The 18,420-nt window shown below is 52.0% G+C and carries 14 protein-coding genes and 1 tRNA gene; 6 read left to right on the top strand and 9 right to left on the bottom strand.

Annotated elements, in window-relative coordinates; all coding sequences use genetic code 11:
- Positions 1–75: 75 nt before the first annotated feature.
- From miaA to CXU21_RS10850, 4 genes are read right to left on the bottom strand one after another with little or no spacing between them, the layout of a single operon-like run.
- The gene (miaA, locus tag CXU21_RS10865; RefSeq protein ID WP_146017064.1) at positions 76–984 is read right to left on the bottom strand and encodes a tRNA (adenosine(37)-N6)-dimethylallyltransferase MiaA; all 909 of its coding nucleotides are present in this window, start codon (positions 982–984) and stop codon (positions 76–78) included.
- A 32-nt stretch (positions 985–1,016) separates the two neighbouring features.
- A complete protein-coding gene (locus CXU21_RS10860; protein WP_102726045.1) occupies positions 1,017–1,838 on the bottom strand; it encodes a hypothetical protein in 822 nt (273 codons plus the stop codon).
- A gap of 58 nt (positions 1,839–1,896) precedes the next feature.
- Positions 1,897–3,066 carry a glycosyltransferase family 4 protein gene (locus tag CXU21_RS10855; protein ID WP_102726044.1) on the bottom strand — a complete coding sequence of 390 codons (1,170 nt, stop codon included), beginning with the start codon at positions 3,064–3,066 and terminating at the stop codon, positions 1,897–1,899.
- A gap of 22 nt (positions 3,067–3,088) precedes the next feature.
- Positions 3,089–4,279 (bottom strand): glycosyltransferase family 4 protein, encoded by a 1,191-nt coding sequence (locus CXU21_RS10850; RefSeq protein WP_102712655.1) that lies wholly within the window; start codon positions 4,277–4,279, stop codon positions 3,089–3,091.
- 268 nt (positions 4,280–4,547) lie between these two features.
- Between CXU21_RS10850 and CXU21_RS10845 the strand changes: the two genes are divergently transcribed.
- The 3 genes from CXU21_RS10845 to CXU21_RS10835 all read left to right on the top strand — a co-directional run bounded on the left by CXU21_RS10845 (position 4,548) and on the right by CXU21_RS10835 (position 8,725).
- Entirely contained in the window at positions 4,548–6,107 is a 1,560-nt protein-coding gene (locus CXU21_RS10845; RefSeq protein ID WP_102726043.1) for a lipopolysaccharide biosynthesis protein, read from the top strand.
- Complete coding sequence (locus CXU21_RS10840) at positions 6,062–7,249, top strand: glycosyltransferase family 2 protein (RefSeq protein WP_102726042.1); 1,188 nt, start codon at positions 6,062–6,064, stop codon at positions 7,247–7,249. The genes CXU21_RS10845 and CXU21_RS10840 overlap by 46 nt, the downstream gene beginning before the upstream one ends.
- A 255-nt stretch (positions 7,250–7,504) precedes the next feature.
- Positions 7,505–8,725, top strand: a complete 1,221-nt coding sequence (locus CXU21_RS10835) for a hypothetical protein (RefSeq protein WP_146017062.1) — start codon at positions 7,505–7,507, stop codon at positions 8,723–8,725.
- A 238-nt stretch (positions 8,726–8,963) separates the two neighbouring features.
- On the opposite strand, the gene CXU21_RS10830 is transcribed toward CXU21_RS10835, so the two are convergent.
- The 3 genes from CXU21_RS10830 to ruvB form a co-directional block, all read right to left on the bottom strand.
- Positions 8,964–10,094 carry a sulfite reductase subunit alpha gene (locus tag CXU21_RS10830; protein ID WP_102726040.1) on the bottom strand — a complete coding sequence of 377 codons (1,131 nt, stop codon included), beginning with the start codon at positions 10,092–10,094 and terminating at the stop codon, positions 8,964–8,966.
- Positions 10,095–10,128: 34 nt separating this feature from the next.
- Positions 10,129–11,148 carry a beta-ketoacyl-ACP synthase III gene (locus CXU21_RS10825; protein ID WP_102712645.1) on the bottom strand — a complete coding sequence of 340 codons (1,020 nt, stop codon included), beginning with the start codon at positions 11,146–11,148 and terminating at the stop codon, positions 10,129–10,131.
- Between the two features lie 121 nt (positions 11,149–11,269).
- Positions 11,270–12,289 carry a Holliday junction branch migration DNA helicase RuvB gene (gene ruvB, locus CXU21_RS10820; protein WP_102726039.1) on the bottom strand — a complete coding sequence of 340 codons (1,020 nt, stop codon included), beginning with the start codon at positions 12,287–12,289 and terminating at the stop codon, positions 11,270–11,272.
- Between the two features lie 139 nt (positions 12,290–12,428).
- Here ruvB and CXU21_RS10815 point away from each other — a divergent pair, with 139 nt between their 5' ends.
- The 3 genes from CXU21_RS10815 to CXU21_RS10805 all read left to right on the top strand — a co-directional run bounded on the left by CXU21_RS10815 (position 12,429) and on the right by CXU21_RS10805 (position 14,622).
- Positions 12,429–13,910, top strand: a complete 1,482-nt coding sequence (locus CXU21_RS10815; RefSeq protein WP_180972784.1) for a beta-N-acetylhexosaminidase — start codon at positions 12,429–12,431, stop codon at positions 13,908–13,910.
- Positions 13,911–14,265: 355 nt separating this feature from the next.
- Positions 14,266–14,355: transfer RNA gene (locus tag CXU21_RS10810), tRNA-Ser, on the top strand.
- 27 nt (positions 14,356–14,382) lie between these two features.
- Positions 14,383–14,622 carry a hypothetical protein gene (locus tag CXU21_RS10805; protein WP_146017061.1) on the top strand — a complete coding sequence of 80 codons (240 nt, stop codon included), beginning with the start codon at positions 14,383–14,385 and terminating at the stop codon, positions 14,620–14,622.
- A gap of 90 nt (positions 14,623–14,712) precedes the next feature.
- On the opposite strand, the gene CXU21_RS10800 is transcribed toward CXU21_RS10805, so the two are convergent.
- Both CXU21_RS10800 and CXU21_RS10795 read right to left on the bottom strand, forming a co-directional pair.
- Positions 14,713–15,834, bottom strand: coding sequence for a tetratricopeptide repeat protein (locus CXU21_RS10800; protein ID WP_102726036.1), 1,122 nt, complete (start codon positions 15,832–15,834; stop codon positions 14,713–14,715).
- A 674-nt stretch (positions 15,835–16,508) separates the two neighbouring features.
- Positions 16,509–18,029: a M60 family metallopeptidase gene (locus tag CXU21_RS10795; RefSeq protein WP_102726035.1), complete on the bottom strand. Its 1,521-nt coding sequence runs from the start codon at positions 18,027–18,029 to the stop codon at positions 16,509–16,511.
- Positions 18,030–18,420 lie beyond the last annotated feature (391 nt).

Raw genomic sequence — 18,420 nt, 5'->3', positions numbered from 1 at the left:
CGCGGGCCACGTGGCATTGCTGAATACGCAGCACTGTTTGGAACGGTTCCGGATGTTGCCGCCGTGTAAAAAGGGCTAACGCTCCAGCTCCCTCATGATGCGCTCCGCAAGTTCCCGGGGGGAGGTGGACGGGGAGGCGGGAAGCTCCCGGAGCCATTGTTCGCGTTTCAGCCAGGTCCGCTGCCGTTTGGCGTACTGGCGGGTGGCCAGGGCCAGCTGCGCCTGGCAGGTTTCACGGGTGGTTTCCCCCCGCAGCATGCTGCGTATGAGCGTCAGGCCAAGGGTGCGTTCCGCCGTGGCGGAGCAGGGGCCCAGCCGCTCCACTTCCTCCACGGCTCCCTCCTGCATCATGCGGGCGGCGCGGGCGGCTATTCTGCCGTCCAGTTCCGGAACTTCCCGGGTGATGGCCCAGCCTGGGCCACGGGGCGGTTTCAACCAGTTCCGCTTCCAGAAGGAAAGGGGTTTTCCTCCTGCAAGGACGATTTCCAGGTTGCGCTCCACGTAACGCCGGTTGGCGGGGCTGGTAGTTGCCGCGCCTTCCGGGTCCAGGGCGTAGAGCCGGGCGTACAGCTCTTTCGTGGAGTAGCCTGCAAAGGCGGCGCGCAGGGAGGCGTCTCCCGGCGGAGCTTCCGACAGGCCGTGGGAAAGGAATTTGAAGTACAGGCCGGAGCCTCCCGTGACGATGGCCGTTTTTCCCCGCGCATGGATGTCTTCCACGCACCGCATGGCCCGGTGGTAGTGTTCCGTGGCGTCCCAGGGCATCTGGACGGGAATGACGGAAATCATGTGATGGGGGATGCGCGCCTGTTCTTCCGGGGAAGGGACCGCCGTCAGGACGGGAATTTCACGGTACACCTGGTAGGCGTCCGAGCTGACGATCTCCGCGCCCAGCATGTCCGCCAGTTCCACGGCCACGGCGGATTTTCCGGATCCGGTGGGACCGGCAAGGAACAGGGTGGAGAGGGTGGCTGGGTATGGCTGCATGGAGATTCTGTGGTGGCCGGAAAGGGAGAGGGCTACTTTTTCAAACAAGTTCTGACGGCGCTTTCCAGTTTTCTGGCGGTGGCGGAAAGGCCGTTTAACAGGGCATCTGTACAGGCGCCTGACGGCGGAGCTCCCTGAAGCTGAAGCCAGGCGTCCATATCCTTGTCAACTTCCGGCCGTTGTCCCCCGATGGAGTCCAATGCCTTTAGGTGGCGCTGAAAACACAGGATGGAGAAGATGGCTTGGTCGTGCCTGTGGTCCTTGAAGGAAGGGCCGTTCGGAATGTCCGTATTTGCGTCGTAATCTCCTACCAGCGGCAAATGGCGGCATTTTTCTTCCCATTCCTCCGCCAGTCTCACGGTCGCCGGAGTTTTCCTCCAGACGGAGAAGGAGGTCTGGATGGGAGGGGAATTCAACATATCCGGGGAGAGCGCTTCCATTTGGTTCAGCGTGGCGGCCTTGGTCCAATTTTCTATCGTGCCCGTATAGGGAATGTATATTCCGGGCATGATGTCCTGGCGCAGTTCTTCCAGCCATTGCTGGACCGAGCCCAGGGAATGGTGGAACATCCGCACCCATGGCCTGCCGACGTCCGAATAGATGACCATGTCTCCGTCCTGCACCTGCCGCAGGGCATGGTGAATGATGAAGGGTTTCCATGACCAGAATGCAAATCCTCTCTGGGAGGGATGAAACCAGGGGTGGGTGCCGTAAAACCCGAGCTCTTTTAAGTGTTTAGGCTGGAATCCATATACTTGATCCGCTTTTCCGGCCAGTTTGGCGGAAAGAAGCTGCAGCATTTGCCGGTGCGTAAACCGGGCGGAACCGAAGTTAATGAAAACGACCTTTTTCATGGAAACGGAGAATGAAGGAGGATGACCGGGCGCAGAGCCGGGTTCATGTGCGGGTGGATCAATCCGGAAGGGAGGATGGTTTGCCGTTCAACAAAGAGCCGTACAGGGAAAGGAATTTGCTGCAAGTCAGTTCAATTTTCAGAGCTTTTCTAATTTCATCAACCCCGTAAAGCCCCATGGCCATGTTTTTTTCCAAGGATTCAGTCAGGGACAGGACTGCCTGGCCAAGGGCTTCACTGTCTCTGACGGGAATAATGTACCCGGACTTGCCGTCAACGACATACTGGGTCTGCCCCCCTTCGCAAGTGGTGATAACGGGAAGCCCGATGACTCTTGCCTCCTTGACGCAGTTGGGAGAGGCATCCCCCAGGGTGGGGTGTACCAGGCACCATGCTGACGACAGCCGTTTTTGCAGTTCAGGGCGCTGCAAGGTGCCAACCCAATGGATATTGGGCGTGCTTGCGGGTTCCAGTTTTTTCCTCAATTCGCCTGATCCGGCAACATAAAGTTGAACATGCTGCAGTGAGGGTTTCATAAATGCCTGAATCAGGTACCTGACGCCTTTTAATTCGTTGAGGTTTCCTGCAAACAGGCATTCCGGAGTAGCGGAGGGTGATCTTTCAACATGATGGAATGACTCCTCCACTCCGTATTCAATGAGCGAAACCTGGGCGGAAGGGGATATTTCCAGAATACGGTCATGTATCCATGGTGATTCACAGGTGATGTGATGGTATTCCGGAGTGGTCCGTTTTTCCCAAAAAGCTTGAATCTTCGGGAACATTTTCATTTTGGAACGTTGGCAAGAAGCAATCAGTGAGCCCTGGTAGGATAACAGCTTGGGGCGCGGTTGCGTTTTACAAGCGGTCGCGTATGCCAGTTCAATGCCCCAGACGTGAATCAAGTCCGGATTCAGTTGGTCCAGAAGACGGCGGATTTTCCTGGAGGCGGAAAAATGGTGGGTGAGCAAACCTATCGCCAGGCTGGAGTCCGGCAAAATATGGATAGTCTGATGATGGAGGGATTTGACCGTATACCCGGAAACATATTTCTTAAGGGTGATCCAGTGGATGTCGTATTCCGTTTGGTTTGCCAGAGCCTTGAACAGAGAGAAAATCCATGGTGTCAGGGAACGATCTTTTTCCTGAAACTCGCTGGGAATCAGGCGCCCCAACGGCATGTCCGAGACAATGGCGAGAACGGGCCGGGTATGTTTGGAAGGGATCATGTAAAGAGGAGATTAAAATCATTTATAATTCATGTGCTTGAATGCTTTCAGATTTTTTGGCGGAACGGAGCAGGGCTTCCCACTGGGCATAGACGGCATGGGGAGCATAGCGCTGCTGCCACTGCCGGAGCCCGGCGGCGCCTAAACTTTTCCGGGTATCAGGATCCAGCATGGAGGTTAGAGCTTTTTTAAGGCAGCCGGCAGTTCTGCTCTTCAGCATGATGCCGCCTTTTAAAACGGAAATGCAGCCGATGTCCGGAGCTATCCAGGGAATGCCGCAGGACATGGCCTCCAAAATGCACAAAGGCTGTTGTTCCTGGTAGGAGTAGAGGAACATGGCGTCGCTTTCCGAGATGGCGGCCTCCACCTCATGCCTTGGAAGATTGTAAAGAATGCGGAATCCGGGATGGTCCCCAATGGCTTTTTCCATTTGCTCTGCATACGGGTTGCGTTGAGGGACGAGAAAAAGGAAAACGATGTTCTGCAAATTCATGCGTTTTGCATGGCGGATGAAGAGAAGCTGTTGTTTTGTCGTGCAGGCGCTGGCCGCACAGGTGAACAGGGAGACACCGGCTAATCCGTATTTTTCCCTGAAGAAGGGGGTCCCGCGTTGCAACGCCGGAAAAGTGTTGGGAATGCAGCAGGCGTTGGGCAGCTTGAGCTTGCTGGCATAATAATAATCAAATCCTTTAAATAAGGTTCCGCAGGGTTCAAGAAAGACAAGTTGGTTCAAGGGCGCATCTTTACCCGTACGGAGAACGGACTTCCTGGTACTGAGAAAGGAGCCGATCCATTTTTTCATTCCGAAGAAGGGGGGGTAACGAAGTCGGAAGAAGGCTGAAAAATTGGTGCCCGTGCCATGCGAGCGCAGGATGAAGGGGATGCGGTGTGCCCCGGCATATTCCATGAGTTCCTCCCTGCACCAGTTTGACCAGGAATGATATATGATGAAATCCGGCTTGAGGCCCTCCAGAAGGGTATCCAGGTATTCCCTTAAACGCGGGCTGTCTTCCGTTAAGGAATCCGGCATGGAGGTGACGGAACAGCATTCCGGACGGGATTGATCATCCGGAAGGTTCTGTTCGCGGGTGAGGACGTGAATGTCCCATCCTAAGGCGCGCAGCCCTTTTGCCATTTCAAAAGACGCCATTCCTACCCCTCCCTCTCCCGGAGGAAATGTATAGGCGACGATTAAAATACGGCCTTTACTCATGAGCTCCAATATAGATGGAAGGCGGAAATAAGGCAAGGATGCTTTGTGTGCCTTGTTTGAATAACTGGAATTAAATGGATTATGCCGGTATTAGTAAAAAGTATTGATGTAGTGCAACGATGTGTTAGGGTAATGCCGCTTTCATGGGTATACTATTGGCGGAATATTTTGCTTTATTTTACAGGCTGAATAAATAAAGCCGGGTTTGTGCAGTGGCTGTATTTTATATTTCCTGATAAGGCCAGGTTGAATTCCTGAAATAAATGGTATGAACGAATCCCGCGTAAAAAAGAGTTTGCAGAACGCTCGTGTGAATCTTGTTTTTTACATCCTGATTCTGTGCATCTCCTTTTTTTCCAGAAAAATATTTTTAAATTGTCTGGGAGCCGATTTTGTCGGCTTGACAGGAACTTTATTAAACCTGCTGAATTTTCTCAATCTGGCGGAACTGGGTGTAAGTACGGCGATCGGCTATGTGCTTTATAAACCGATTTTTAACCAGGATAAAACCAGGATTAATGAAATCATTTCCGTCTTGGGCTACATGTACCGCTGGATAGGCCTGGTCATCATCGGTGCCGGGTTGGTGCTGGCATGTTTTCTGCCGTTGATTTTTCCTTCCACGGGGTTTTCCTATGGAATCATCTATTTTGCCTATTTTTCATTTCTGGCGTCTTCCCTGATTGGCTACTTCGCCAATTACAGGCAGGCTCTCCTGGGAGCGGACCAGAGGAATTACGTGGTAGCCGTCTATTTCCAGACGGCTACCATCATCAAGATTTTATTTCAAATGCTGTCCGCCTGGTATACCGGCAGCTACTATCTGTGGATCGCGATAGAACTGTTGTTTGGAGGAATCTATTCATTCATCCTGAATTGGAAAATCAACCAGGTATATCCGTGGCTGAAAAGCAGTGTTGCTATGGGCCGCCAGTTATTCAGGAAGTATCCGGAAGTTATCAAATATACCAGGCAGCTGTTTGTTCACAGGATTGGGGCTTTTGCCCAGTTCCAGATAACGCCGCTCCTGGTTTATGCCTTTGTCTCCCTGCAGATGGTGGCTTACTACGGCAACTATTCCATCATCACGGATAAGCTCTTTTCCCTGGTCAACAACCTGCTGGGCAGTACGGAAGCCAGTGTGGGGAATCTGATTGCAGAGGGGGATACGGCAAAAATACGCAGGGTATTTAATGAACTGTTCTCCCTGCGCATACTGATCGCCGGAACGATATGCTTCACCCTTTACCAGTTGCTGGAGCCCTTCATCTCCCTCTGGCTGGGTTCCGGGTATATCCTCTCCCGGGAAATCATGATTCTGGTAATCATTAATCTTTTCATTGCCATTACGCGGGGAGTAACGGATCAATTCCTGTACGGCTACGGCCTTTTCTGGGATATCTGGGCGCCGCTGGCGGAGAGCGTCATCAACATTACGGTGGCTATCATAGGAGGCTATCTCTGGGGACTGCCCGGAATTCTGCTTGGGGGCATCTCCAGCCTGACGCTGATTGTAGGCATCTGGAAGCCCTTCATGCTGTACACGTGGGGCTTCAGAAGGAATGTGATGCTCTACTGGCTTCAATTCGGTTACCAGCTGGTGCTGATTCTGGCGCCAGCCGTGCTGATGTCCTGGGTATGGAAATATATTCCCTTGCAGCCTTCCCTGTCTTTCCTGAACTGGTTCACCTGCGCCTTTCTGATGGTTGTGTCCTATGGCGGTGTAACAGTGCTTTTAATGTATTGCGGCACGGCGGGCATGCGCTCCATGGTGCACCGGGCATGGTCCATGGCGGGCAGCCGCCTGCGCCTGCTGTGGAAAAAATAACCCCGGCATGCCGCAGGGCCTGTTATGCTGGTCAACTCCGGGAGATTAGGCTAAGGTCTGTCTATTGTTTCTCCCTGATCCAGTTTCCCGTCATGAATCATTCCGATCTTCCCTCTATCAGCATCATTCTGACCGGGCATAATGAAGAATACTGTATTGAAGATGCCATCCGGAGTGTATTCCGGCAGGACTATGAGGGACCGTTGGAAATCATTCTGTCCGATGACGGTTCTTCCGACCGTACCTTTGTTATCATGCAGGAAATGGCTGCCCGGTACAGCGGGCCGCATAGGGTGGTTTTAAACCGGAATGAAACAGCCCTTGGGCGCGGACAGCACATACGGCAGATTGTGGAGCTGGCCACCCATGAATGGATTCTCCGCCAGGATGGGGATGATTGTTCCTTTCCCTGGCGGTGCAGGGTTTTTGCCCGGGCGGTGATGGAGCATCCGGATGCCGTGGCCGTTGCCAGCCAAATGACCCAGGTTTATGAAGAAGCCGGCGTTCCGTTTAAGTTTCCGGCGTTTCCGGCTGCTCCGGAAGGGACTTTGGCCGTCCGGCTCCAGACGGGGCCTTTTTCTTCCGGCGCCCATTACGGAGGGAGCATGATGATCCGGAGAAGCGCCTGCCAGTGGGGAAATTCCTTGCCGATGACGGCCAGCTTTGAAGATGATTTAATGGCATTTTATGCATGGCTCCAAGGGAATATTTATGAACTGCCGGGTACTTCCCTGTACTACTACAGATTTGCCTTCAAGAACATCTGTGCCATTAACAGCGCAGCGAGATTTGCCGGCATGAAGACGGCGCGGGCCTTTGAGAAAAGAGAACGGAACGTGCATTTGCAATTGAAAAAAAGCAAATGGACAGGCCTGGAATTATGCGAGGATCTGTTGAGATCCGGAAACGCGGTATTCCGGTCCCGCGAAGAATTGCTGGCGGAGATTGAGGAAAGGAAGAGAATTGTTGAAGACATTGACCATCTCCTGAACTGGTGGGATTATCCCTTCCACCGGAGATGGGAGTTAAAAGGAAAAGGGTGGATGGGCATGGCCCATACGTTGCCGCAAAGTCTCTATTTATTCTGCATGGTTTCCTTCTTTAAACTCAGGAAGGTTAAAAAATATCTTTGCGGCGGGTAAATACCTGTTGAAGGAAAGGAAAACCCTATCCGTCAAGGGATGGGCAGGCATTGCCGTGATGGCTGATCCTCCGGTGAAGAAGAGCATAGCTTTTTGCCTGGGAATGGAATCCTTGAATGAGTAAAAGACGTTTCATGCGTGGCTCCAGTTGGACGGGAAGGTAAATTTGAGGCGTTGGGATAAGGTGGGTGAACGGTTTATGCGTGATGATTTCCTGTCCGGTTGATGGTTTTTTAAGCCTGATTAATTAAATTTATGAGAATTGATACTGTTAAGGGGGGCGCGTATGCGCTGACATGTACAGAAGCCTGTACCGTTCAGGCAATCCGCGCCGATGCTGCTTTCATCACCATTCTGGAGGCTGATACGGCTGGACAGTATAGTTTTGTGGCTCCCGGGGAAGCCGTGGAAGTGTCCGATGAAAACGCCATGGTAACGCAGGTGCTGAAACCGGCCGCGTTGGGCGTGACTGGCCGGAGCGGCATTCAGAGCGGAGGGGATGTGGTTTTAAGAAATCTGATGGCGGAGGCGGCCGCGTTTTCCGGAATCGTCAATGCCAACGGAGGTATTCATGTTCCACTGGCTGCCGGGGCTGAAACGGATACGGCGTCTGTGAACCGGGCTTACGCCATGGGGATGGCCCAGCTGGTGCTGATGCACCAGACACGCACCTATTGGCTTACGTCCTCCTGTACGGCTACCAATGGCGTGACGATCAATCATGCGGCTCCAGGGTGTTACTGTGAGGTGCTCCTGGGGGCCAATGGCGGTACCTCCCTCACTCTGCCAACTACCGGAACGGTTAGTGGAGGCGACTACAGCAAGATCTTGGGATATTCCATCCCGTTTCGGCATAATGGAGGGGCTGCCGGTACCTGGATCAAAGTGTCCATGCTCATAGGGGCCGGGGGGGAGTGGACGGAATCACTGGATGCGGGAATGGACGGCTACCGCTTCAGGCCCGTTTCAGGAAGCGCCCCATCCATTGCCCGGCTGGTTGAGGTGACCCTCTACTATCATGAGGGGTACAAGTCCCGTGTGCGTGAACTCATCGGCGTCGGCAAGCCTGCGGGCTATGTGGTGCGCACTACTGAATCCAGCCTGAATTACGACAGCAACACGAATCCCTGTTCTGCGGCCTATCGTCTGGTGATTACCCAATCCGAGATATCTTACACCAGTGAGCTGGGCGCTGTGGTGTGGCTGGTCATGGGCGGGGCCTCCGGCGACACGGTTGTTAAGCTGGCGCATATCCGGGGATGGGATACGTACCATACGTCAGTGTCTCCCACACTGTACCTGGATGTGCAGGCTGGGGAATACGGCGGAAGGGTGCACCTGGAATCTCCGACGATTCTCAACGGCATAGGCAACAATACCTACGTGCGTTACGGCCTGGAACCCTACCAGCGCAGTTGGATTACCGCGGAGGCGGAAGTCCCGTACAAGGAGCCGGAGCAGCCGTCCGCATCATAGATGCGGTGCGGAAATATTTCTTAATGACCATCTCCGGGAGGAACAATCTTCAATCGGGGCAGATGCTTTTCCCACATAAAAGGGAAATGGCTGCATCTCTCCATGCCGGAACGTTCCTCCGGTGAAAGGTCTCTCCCGGTACCCGCAGCGGGTAAAGGCAGGCCGGGTTCTCAGACAAAAAACGCTTTTCCACGGATGGTGGAAAAGCGCGGTAAAAAAGAGGAAATCCGGAGGGCGATTAATACACGTCCCGCTGGTAGCGGCGGTGTTCTTTCATGTCAGCTACGTATTCCGCGGCTTCTTCCGGAGACTTGCGGCCCCAGGTCTGGATGACTTCATGAAGGGCGGCGTCAACATCCTTGGCCATGCGGGAAGCATCACCGCAGACGTAGAAGCAGGCGCCGTTTTCCAGCCATTTCCAGAGCTCTTCGCCTTCCTGAACCATGAGGTGCTGCACGTATACCTTCTTCTCCTGGTCGCGGGACCAGGCTACGGACAGTTTCAATCTGCCGTCCGCCGTCAGTTTGGCCAGCTCGTCTTCATAGCAGAAATCGGTAGCCTTGTACGGATTGCCGAAGAACAGCCAATTGCCTCCCTTGGCTCCGGAGGCGATGCGTTCCTCCCAGAATGCCCGGAAGGGGGCGATGCCGGTGCCGGGGCCAACCATGATGATGGGAGTGTTTCCGTCTTCCGGCAGGCGGAAATTCTTGTTGGTATGCACGAACACCCTGGCCGTATGTCCCGGCTGGAGGCGGTCAGCCATGTACGTGGAGCACACGCCGCCGCGCTTGCGGTCCCGGGCCGTGTAGCGCACGGCGCCCACGCACAGATGCACTTCTTCCGGGTGCGCGTTCGGGCTGGAGGCAATGGAGTAAAGGCGGGGCATGATTTTTTTCAGGATGCTGACAAAAGCTTCCGCAGATTCAAAGGATACGGGGTATTCCGTTGCCAGGTCCAGCACGTCGCGGCCCCACAGGAAATTATTGAGGGCTTCCTTGTCCCCGTTCAGCAGGGCTTCCAGTTCCTGGCTGCCTGAGGCGGCGGCCCATTTGGCCAGAAGAGCCTTGTTGACGTTGGTGATGTCATAGTTGTTGACCAGAGCATCCTTCAGGCTGGCGGTCTCTCCTTCCGGAGTGGTGACCTGGGCATCCGGACGGAGGCCCAGCTTGCTGATCAGGGTGTCTGCCAGGGCATGGTCATTGGCGGGAATCACGGCCAGGGCATCTCCGGCGATGTACACCATTCCGGCGCCGTCCAGGCTGTATTCAATATGGATCGTCTCTTTCGGGCTGCCTTCCCCGGTGAGGTGCTTCACGGAAAGGACGGGTGCGGGGAACGGATTCTTTTTGCCGTACGGTTCGGTTGTCATGTGTAATGTAAGTTCTGGAATGGAATAACGGAAATTACCAGCGGATGGCTGCGGCGCCCCACGTGAGGCCTGCGCCGAAGGTGACCAGGACGACGTTGTCTCCCTTGCCGAATCTTCCGGTGCGGCGCGCCTCGTCAAAAGCGATGGCTACGGCGGCGGCGGACGTGTTGCCGTATTTTTCAATATTGATGAACACCTTGTCTTCCGGGATGGAGAGGCGCTGGGCCACAGCATTGATGATGCGGAGGTTGGCCTGGTGGGGGATGATCAGCTTGATCTCCTCCGCCGTTAGGCCGGCGCGTTCAATCACGCTGGCGGCGGAATCCTTCATGCGGGGCACCGCCTGGCGGAAGGTCTCCTTGCCGCGCATGGCGAGGGTAGCCAGGCGTTCATGGGCATTTTCCGCCGTGGTGGGGCAGCGGGAACCGCCGCCGGGAATCTGGAGCAGGTCATGCAGGGCGCCGTCCGTGCCGATGTCCGTAGCGAGGATGGAGCCTTCCCCTTCTTCCCCCGTGGAAGCCTGGAGCACGGCTGCGCCGGCGCCGTCCCCGAACAGGACGCAGGTGGTGCGGTCTTCCCAGTTGACGACGGTGGAGAGTTTTTCCGCGGCAATGATGAGCGCCGTTTTCATCTGGCCCGTGCCGAGGAACTGGACCGCCGTCTTCATGGCGAACAGGAAGCCGGAGCATGCGGCGGAGATGTCAAAGGCGGCGGCATTCTTGGCTCCCAGCGCATCTTGGATATAACAGGAGGTGGAAGGGGTGAACGTATCCGGCGTAATGGTGGAAACGATGATCAGGTCAATATCCTCCGGCTGGAGCCCGCAGGACTCCAGAGCGCGCTGGGCGGCCTTCGTCCCCATGTGGGAGGTATACTCGTCAGGGGCGGCGATGCGGCGTTCCACGATGCCCGTGCGTTCGATGATCCATTCGTGGGAAGTGTCCACCATCTTCTCCAGGTCCGCATTGGTCAGACGGCGTTCCGGAACATAGGAGCCCGTACCGATGATCTTGACGGGCAGTCTTTTAAAGGCGATATCAGAATTTGCGGCCATAGCTTTGGGCGTATGATGAACAGAAAACGTCCTGACGTTTTATGTGGGGATAGTCTAAAAGAAAGGAGGCCTGATGACCAGCACAAAACACGGGACTCCTGCCATGCCGTAAACGGATGGCTTACAACAGCCATCCCTGGCCGTTGGCGGGTGGCGTGGCGCCCATCTTGAGATAGGCGGAGGGCATTGCCACGCGCCCCCTGGGGGTGCGGCTGATGTACCCCTGCATGATCAGGAAAGGCTCGTGTACATCCTCCAGCGTGGAAGCGTCTTCTCCCACGGCCACGGCCAGGGAGGAAAGGCCTACGGGACCGCCGTTAAACTTGTAAATCATGGCTTCCAGCAGGCGCTTGTCCATCTCGTCCAGGCCGTCGTCGTCAATCTCGATCATGGTCAGGGCGTCGTGCGCCAGTTGCTCCGTAATCACGCCGTCGCCGCGTACCTGGGCGTAATCCCGCACCCAGCGCAGCAGGGAATTGGCCACGCGCGGCGTGCCTCGGGAGCGCAGGGCGATCTGAAGCGCGCCTGCCGGTTCCACGGGCACGTTCAGGAGTCCGGCGGAACGTTCGATAATGGAGCACAGATCCTCCTGCGTATAATAATCCAGCCGGTTCACGAGGCCGAAGCGGGAACGCAGCGGGCTGGTCAGCATGCCGGCGCGGGTGGTGGCCCCCACCAGCGTGAACTTGGGCAGATTCAGCTGGATGGAGCGGGCGTTCGGGCCCTGGTCAATAATAATATCCAGCCGGAAATCCTCCATGGCGGGGTACAGGTATTCCTCAATAGCCGGGTGAAGGCGGTGAATCTCGTCAATAAAAAGGATGTCCCCTTTTTCCAGATTGGTCAGCACGCCGGCCAGGTCTCCGGCCTTCTCAATTTGGGGGCCGGACGTCGTATGAATGCGGCAGCCGACGGCATTCGCAATAATATTGGCAAGCGTCGTCTTCCCCAGGCCAGGGGGGCCGCTCAGCAGAATGTGGTCCAGCACGTCGTCGCGCTGTTTGGCGGCTTCCACCATCAGCATCAGGCGGTCCTTGATCTTCTCCTGCCCGCGGAACTCGCTGAAGGCGGGCGGCCTGAGGGACAGATCAAAGGCGGAGGGGGGTGTCTCCGTGGTGCGTGTGTAAAAGGACTCTCCCATGCGCAGGACTAGCAAACCTGTCTTTGAGGCATCCGTCAAGATGGAAGTGCATATGGGAAATGCCTTTTCCGGGACATGCCGGAAGCCTCTGGCCTTTTTTGATTGCGGAGGGAATGCGGTTCCGGCACAATCGCGCGCAATGAAATGGCGTATCCTACCTCTTCTGCTGGTGATGAGCGGCAGCGTTTTTGCCGCTGGCGACGTGGAATCCCGGCCCTATCAAATCATCCCGGAACCAGTCGAAGTCAGTACTTCCTCCGGCGTCTGTAAATCCCCCAAAATCCTCAAGCAGGCCGCAAACAAGGCTCTGGGGCCGGAGGGATACAAGCTCACCATCAAGCCGCAGGGGGTGGAAATCCAGGCTGGTGATCGTGCGGGCCTTTTTTACGCCAAAAATACTCTGGAACAGCTCCAGGCCCAATACAAGGACGGTGGAATTCCTTGCGGGGTCATTGAAGACAAGCCCCGGTTTGGCTGGCGCAGCATGATGATGGATACCGCGCGCCACTTCGTGCCTGTGGAGGACGTCAAAAAATTCATTGATGTGATGTCCTTCTACAAATTCAACAAGCTCCATTTCCACCTCACGGATGACCAGGGCTGGCGCCTTCCGGTGCCCGGATACCCCAAGCTGGAAAGCGTGGCCTCCAAGCGTAAGGAAACCTTTGGCAACAAAACCCCCCACGGTGGCATGTACACCAAAGAACAGCTTAAGGACCTGGTGAAATACGCCGCCGCACGGAACATTGAAATCATCCCGGAAATAGATGTGCCCGGCCACAACCAGGCCCTTTGCACCGCCTATCCGGAATTCCTCTGTTTCCCGAACCCCAAGCTGGAAGTGCGCACGAATGCGGGCATCTCCTACACGCTGGTATGTCCCGGCAACCCGGACGTCTGGAAATTCTATAATGCCGTCTTCAATGAACTCAAAGACATTTTCCCGTCCCAATACGTGCATCTGGGCGGAGACGAAGCGCCGGAAGACAACTGGATGAAATGCCCCAAATGCGCCGACTTCCGTGAGAAAGCCGGTATCCGGGAGGAAAACAAAAAGGCCGCCGCGCAAAAGGAAATGGTGGAATTCTTCACCCGGTGCGCCAAAATGCTGAAAAGCCGCGGAAAAACGGCCGTCTTCTGGTATGAACCCATGGGCAAATATCCGGATGGAGTAATTGTCACCACGTGGAGAGGTGGCCACACGCCTAAAACGGTAGCCAACACCACGGGCGACAAGGTGGATGTCATCTGTGCCCCCAACGGCAAATGCTACTTTGACTATCCCCAGCTTCCCGGCGACTGGCCCTCCGGCCAGCCGGATACGGGCTGGATGCCCGTCAACACGCTGGAAAACGTGTACTCCCTGGAACCCGGGCAAGGCCTCTCTGCCAAGGAAATGGAACGTGTGCGCGGCGTGGACTGCTGCCTGTGGGCGGAACGTCTGCCGAACATTGAACGCGTCTTCTACCAGGCTTACCCGCGCGCCCTCGCTCTGGTGGAAACCGCATGGTCCCCCAAGGAGGTGAAAAACCTGAACCGCTTCAAGGACAAACTGGAATTCCACAAAAAATTCATGCAGGAAAAATGGGGTATCAGCCTCGAACGTCCGGAAAAGAAATAAGGACCGAACAGCAAGGGTCCCCTTCTGAAAGACGCAATGTTGAAAAAATAGAAAGAACGTTCTTTGCCCTTCTAAAGAAGAGAGGCATCTGGTACGAAGGACTCAACCTTGTTTAATGACAGGCTTCTGTAGATAACAGAAGCCTGTTTTTATATGGTTCATGAGGTTCTCTTACCATCCCATTTCCAAAATTCCCTGGATACCTATGCGCTTCCATCCTTTTCAGGCAACAGACGGAAACGCGGGAAGAGCTTGAGGAAAACAGTAAAATGCCTCCCAAGTGAAAAAAAGATTGCCAACCCCCTCTTCTACCGTTACATTATCCCCGCTTTCCTATCTAACACAATCTATCAACGGGCAGGTGTCAGAGTGGTCGAATGAGCACGCCTGGAAAGTGTGTGTACTGGCAACAGTACCGAGGGTTCGAATCCCTCCCTGTCCGCCATCAATTTTCTGCCGCAATGTATTCGTAATGAGTATATTGCGGTTTTTTGCAGGGGTATGGTTCGGCAACATGGAAAGTGTGGCCGATGAAATGGGCAACAGCATCCAGATGATCCGGAAGCACTACTACAAGCCGACCAGGAAAAAGGATGCGGAACTTTACTGGCATCTTTCCTCTGAATATGTTGACTCCATTGTTAATTCTGTTGAGTTAAATGACAAATGCCTGGATTTCAACGATATTACCGAATTCAGAAAAACTATCTAATGTCATAATAAAAAATCCTATAATTTTCGAAAATTATTATAGGAATTCTCCTTAATAAAGAACAGCTATGTTCAACATTAAAAAATATTATCAAGAACCATTTTTAATCTTTATTAACGCTTCTAAAGTTTGCATCATCTCATGCTGAGGTGTACATGGATCATTTTTAGAAAGAAGCCTAGTAGGATTTTCTCCAAAAGCTCTAATTGTCATTTCTATCAATCTTTGCTTAAAAAAATCATCGTTTATTGCTAAATCTTTATAACCATCATAAGTCATAGCAATTGATTCCTTAAAAGCATAATCTTCTCTTAATTTATTAATCTGAGAATATTGACGGCCAGAAAACCAAGTTCCCCATATTATAGGAGAAGCAATTAAAAATCTATATATTATTTCAAAATTTATTGATGATTTCGAATAAAATAATAAAAATAAAATACACATTGAAAACAACATTAATAACCCTATGCAAAAAAGCAACCCCATTAATTTCGATTTTTTATCTAGTCGTTCTTTTGTTTTAGTAAAAGTACCTAATAATCTTTTTTGAACATATTCACTTATTTTTCTTAATTCTTCTCTTCTTTCTAGTTCATTTTTTGCATCTATATTATTTTTTTTACTAGCTTTTTCTAACCAAAATACACCTTGCTTTTCATCAATATCAACTCCTTTGCCTTCTAAATAACTTTTACCAATTTTATATAATAAAGTATTTGGAGTATCTGTACTCTTTGCAGAAGCAATAAACCATTTCATGGCCTCTTTTAAATCTTTTGACTTACCAATTCCTTTTTCATAAATATTCCCTAAAGCTCTTTGTGCTAAATGATATTCTTTTTTTGCTGCCAGTAAAAAAAGCTCATATGCATTATTAAGATTTTGTTTCACCCCTCTTCCTTTTTGATAACATAATCCTAATTTATAAGTTCCATGCACATTCCCTTTGTCATGTGCCTTTGTGTAATAGCTAAATGCTTTTGTAATATTTTTTTTAATATGATTATTCCCATAATAAAAAATTTCTCCAAGGCGAAACATAGCTTGAGGGTTACCCTTTTGCTCAGATCTTAAAAACCAATTTAAGGCTCGCTTTTCGTTCTTATCGACTATTATCCCCTCATCATACAGTTTTCCTAAAATAAATTGCGCTTCGCTGTCACCATGCCTTGCTTCAAAAACAATTTTTTGGAATTCGATTTGTGTCATTCCAAAATAATGACATAAAAAATGAAAAATGAAATAAATTTTTTATCAAATTAGTTAGAATATAATTACTTGGTCTTGTTGGGATAGAATTTTCAAGAAAGGTCTTTGACAATTATTCAGGAATACTAACTATCCATAGGGGCAATGCAATCGGTCAATTGTAGTAATTCTTTCTGCTCCATGAACAATACAATGTTCCAAATCTCTCCATATTCATTTACCTAAAAATAATGCCATAGACAGCTATCTTGGGGAAACGATTTCAAACTCCATACAGGATCAACCAGGCGTCAATACATTCGAATTACATTGGATGATTCTAAGCCTTAGAGGAATTAATACTAAAGGTATACAGGGAAAATTCTCTCTCCCATATATTTTATATATACATTGAGTGAGACCGTTTTTCTTATAACTTGCTCGTTTCTAACATTTTATAATTTATGAAACCAATTTTACTGTCTGATTACCCCTGTGGAAATCCCCTATTATTGGGATTGACTTGCGCAAATCTGAAAAATTATCGTCAAAATCATTTTGTATTACAGTGGCTAAATGGACTTTCCTCTTTCCTTTTTTATTTATTTCCTAATGAAGAAAAAGTCGTCATTTTTACTATAGGGGGTATGGTATGTCTGATACCCGTGAAGAATAGCCAGTATTTCCGAATACTCCTATTCACTTATTCTGGTAAAGTCGGATTTAGGTTTTGGGTAGGCTTTATTGGCAATCCATTTTTTTGTTTCAGTTACCATTTCGGGAGTGACGGTGAAATCGTAATTGGCGTAGTCGCCGATGTGGAATTGTCCGGTTTTGAAGAAGCCCCATTTCTCGAAGAAGTCGGTCAGGTCGGTTTTTGTGACGTCGCAGCATGCTCTGATGAATTCAAACTGGTATTTGATGGTATCATTCCCTCCGTAGTTTCCCGCGTTGTTGCGCAGGTATTCCATGACGTCAGGGTAGAAGTCGGGATGTCCGTTTTCGGTAAAGTAGAGATGGAGCTGCCACAGGGGGACCAGTTTGTTGAAGACATCCTTTGATTGCAGATAGGCAATTTTTCCGTCGATGATTTCCTTGCGTGCTTTGTCGTAGCTGCCCTGGCGCTTCAAACGGCTTTCGTTGCCCGTTTTGGCGGCGGCTTGAAGAGAGAAAATATTGTTGCTGACCTCCGTCATGCCGCCCCAGGTCATTGGGCGCATTTGCATGACGTGACCTACTTCGTGGGAGAAGCCCCAGCAGGCGTCGCCCTTGAGGACGTTTTCAGGATCGGTCACCATTCGCATCGTACCGTTGTCTCCCAGGTAGGCGACTCCATCACCGTCGCGGAACATGTAGTAGTTGAAGTTCACACGGGCAAAGACGCGGTTTTTCGGGATTTTGCTGTATTTCTCAAGACCCATCAGCTGGTATTGGATGCCTATCAGTTTGTCGTAGGCGTTGATCAGTTCAGTCCCGCGGTCCCTGGTGAATTTTTTCAGGAATTCGACGGGGTAGGCAACCTGGATGTATTTTCCCCGGGCGTCCATGATCGGAGAGACGGCCTGGTCAAGCAGGCGTACCCAGTCTTCATTGGTATCGCCCCGGGTAGTGTCGAAGTAGCCGTTGACTTTACCCGTCACGAAATGGACGGGGATTTTCGGCGCCGTGTCGGCATCGTTGCTGAAGTAGCTGATGTAGGCGTTGGCGGGCGTTTCCACATCAATGATGTTGATTCCTTCCTTGAGGGGAATCTGCTTTTTGTGCAGTCCCCACCCGTTGGGGTCTTTCGTCGGCTGCACTCCTTCGGCCGGCTTGCGCATCAGGTTCGGGAGCAGGAGGCTGATTTCACGCCCATCCGTCTTGCCGACCAGCACGACGTGCTGCCCTTTTTCCAGGTAGACACCCGTCATGTTGTCGTATTTGCTGAATCCATCTCCGATTCTGAGATTTTTGCCCGTTTGGCGTGGTGAGGGGAGGGCCTGGTATTCGGCATACAGATAGTCCGGTTTGTAGTTGCCTGCCAAGATTTTGCCCGCAAGTTCCTTCATCGCGTCAGACTGGAAGGCGGAAGTGTCCTTAACATCCTGTTTCAGGGCCGTGCAGGAGGTATCCTTGAATAGCTGGAGGTCATTGCCGATACTTTCCGGCGTATTGGCGGCAAATACCGTTGCGAGCGAAAGCAGAGGAAGGGAGAGTAATGAAATAATCCGGTTCATAACAACGTGGGGAGTGAATGATTTTACGATGTTAGAAGTTACACTCTCCGTTTTCCTCTTCTTTCACCGTTTCTCTTTTTTACCGGCAACGGAAACCCACCCGGCTTCAACACAAGGCCCGGGCTGTTTGATGAAGGGGAGTGCTTCAGTATGGTACTGTCAATCTTCTTTGCTTGTGATTTTGAAGGCTTCCATTGTTTTAATCCCTGACCTCCCCCTGCTGCGGTTGCCGTGACAGGGGCATTCGCTGCTGCCATGCTTGAGATATTTGCCTCGGGTGAAGCGTTTTTTCCAGGTTCAGAGGCCGTTAGCGGGGCTTCCCGGTTCATGGCGTTCCATGGCGCTGGTTTTTACCTTGAGGACATTAAAGTTGTAACATGGTACACCTTTC

Source organism: Akkermansia muciniphila (genome assembly GCF_002884975.1).
In the GTDB taxonomy this organism is placed as follows: Bacteria; Verrucomicrobiota; Verrucomicrobiia; order Verrucomicrobiales; family Akkermansiaceae; genus Akkermansia; species Akkermansia muciniphila_C.
The sequence above is the reverse complement of the archived record's forward strand: the minus strand, read 5'-3'. Positions and strand labels throughout refer to the sequence as shown.

What these genes read in the sequence shown, in the direction of transcription:
- CXU21_RS10845 (WP_102726043.1), top strand. Translation starts at nt 4,548, where the DNA reads ATGAACGAATCCCGCGTAAAAAAGAGTTTGCAGAACGCTCGTGTGAAT.
- CXU21_RS10840 (WP_102726042.1), top strand. Translation starts at nt 6,062, where the DNA reads ATGGTCCATGGCGGGCAGCCGCCTGCGCCTGCTGTGGAAAAAATAACC.
- CXU21_RS10830 (WP_102726040.1), bottom strand. Translation starts at nt 10,094, where the DNA reads ATGACAACCGAACCGTACGGCAAAAAGAATCCGTTCCCCGCACCCGTC.
- ruvB (WP_102726039.1), bottom strand. Translation starts at nt 12,289, where the DNA reads ATGGGAGAGTCCTTTTACACACGCACCACGGAGACACCCCCCTCCGCC.
- CXU21_RS10795 (WP_102726035.1), bottom strand. Translation starts at nt 18,029, where the DNA reads ATGAACCGGATTATTTCATTACTCTCCCTTCCTCTGCTTTCGCTCGCA.
- CXU21_RS10805 (WP_146017061.1), top strand. Translation starts at nt 14,383, where the DNA reads ATGAGTATATTGCGGTTTTTTGCAGGGGTATGGTTCGGCAACATGGAA.
- CXU21_RS10800 (WP_102726036.1), bottom strand. Translation starts at nt 15,834, where the DNA reads ATGACACAAATCGAATTCCAAAAAATTGTTTTTGAAGCAAGGCATGGT.
- CXU21_RS10850 (WP_102712655.1), bottom strand. Translation starts at nt 4,279, where the DNA reads ATGAGTAAAGGCCGTATTTTAATCGTCGCCTATACATTTCCTCCGGGA.
- CXU21_RS10825 (WP_102712645.1), bottom strand. Translation starts at nt 11,148, where the DNA reads ATGGCCGCAAATTCTGATATCGCCTTTAAAAGACTGCCCGTCAAGATC.
- CXU21_RS10815 (WP_180972784.1), top strand. Translation starts at nt 12,429, where the DNA reads ATGAAATGGCGTATCCTACCTCTTCTGCTGGTGATGAGCGGCAGCGTT.
- CXU21_RS10855 (WP_102726044.1), bottom strand. Translation starts at nt 3,066, where the DNA reads ATGATCCCTTCCAAACATACCCGGCCCGTTCTCGCCATTGTCTCGGAC.
- CXU21_RS10860 (WP_102726045.1), bottom strand. Translation starts at nt 1,838, where the DNA reads ATGAAAAAGGTCGTTTTCATTAACTTCGGTTCCGCCCGGTTTACGCAC.
- CXU21_RS10835 (WP_146017062.1), top strand. Translation starts at nt 7,505, where the DNA reads ATGAGAATTGATACTGTTAAGGGGGGCGCGTATGCGCTGACATGTACA.
- miaA (WP_146017064.1), bottom strand. Translation starts at nt 984, where the DNA reads ATGCAGCCATACCCAGCCACCCTCTCCACCCTGTTCCTTGCCGGTCCC.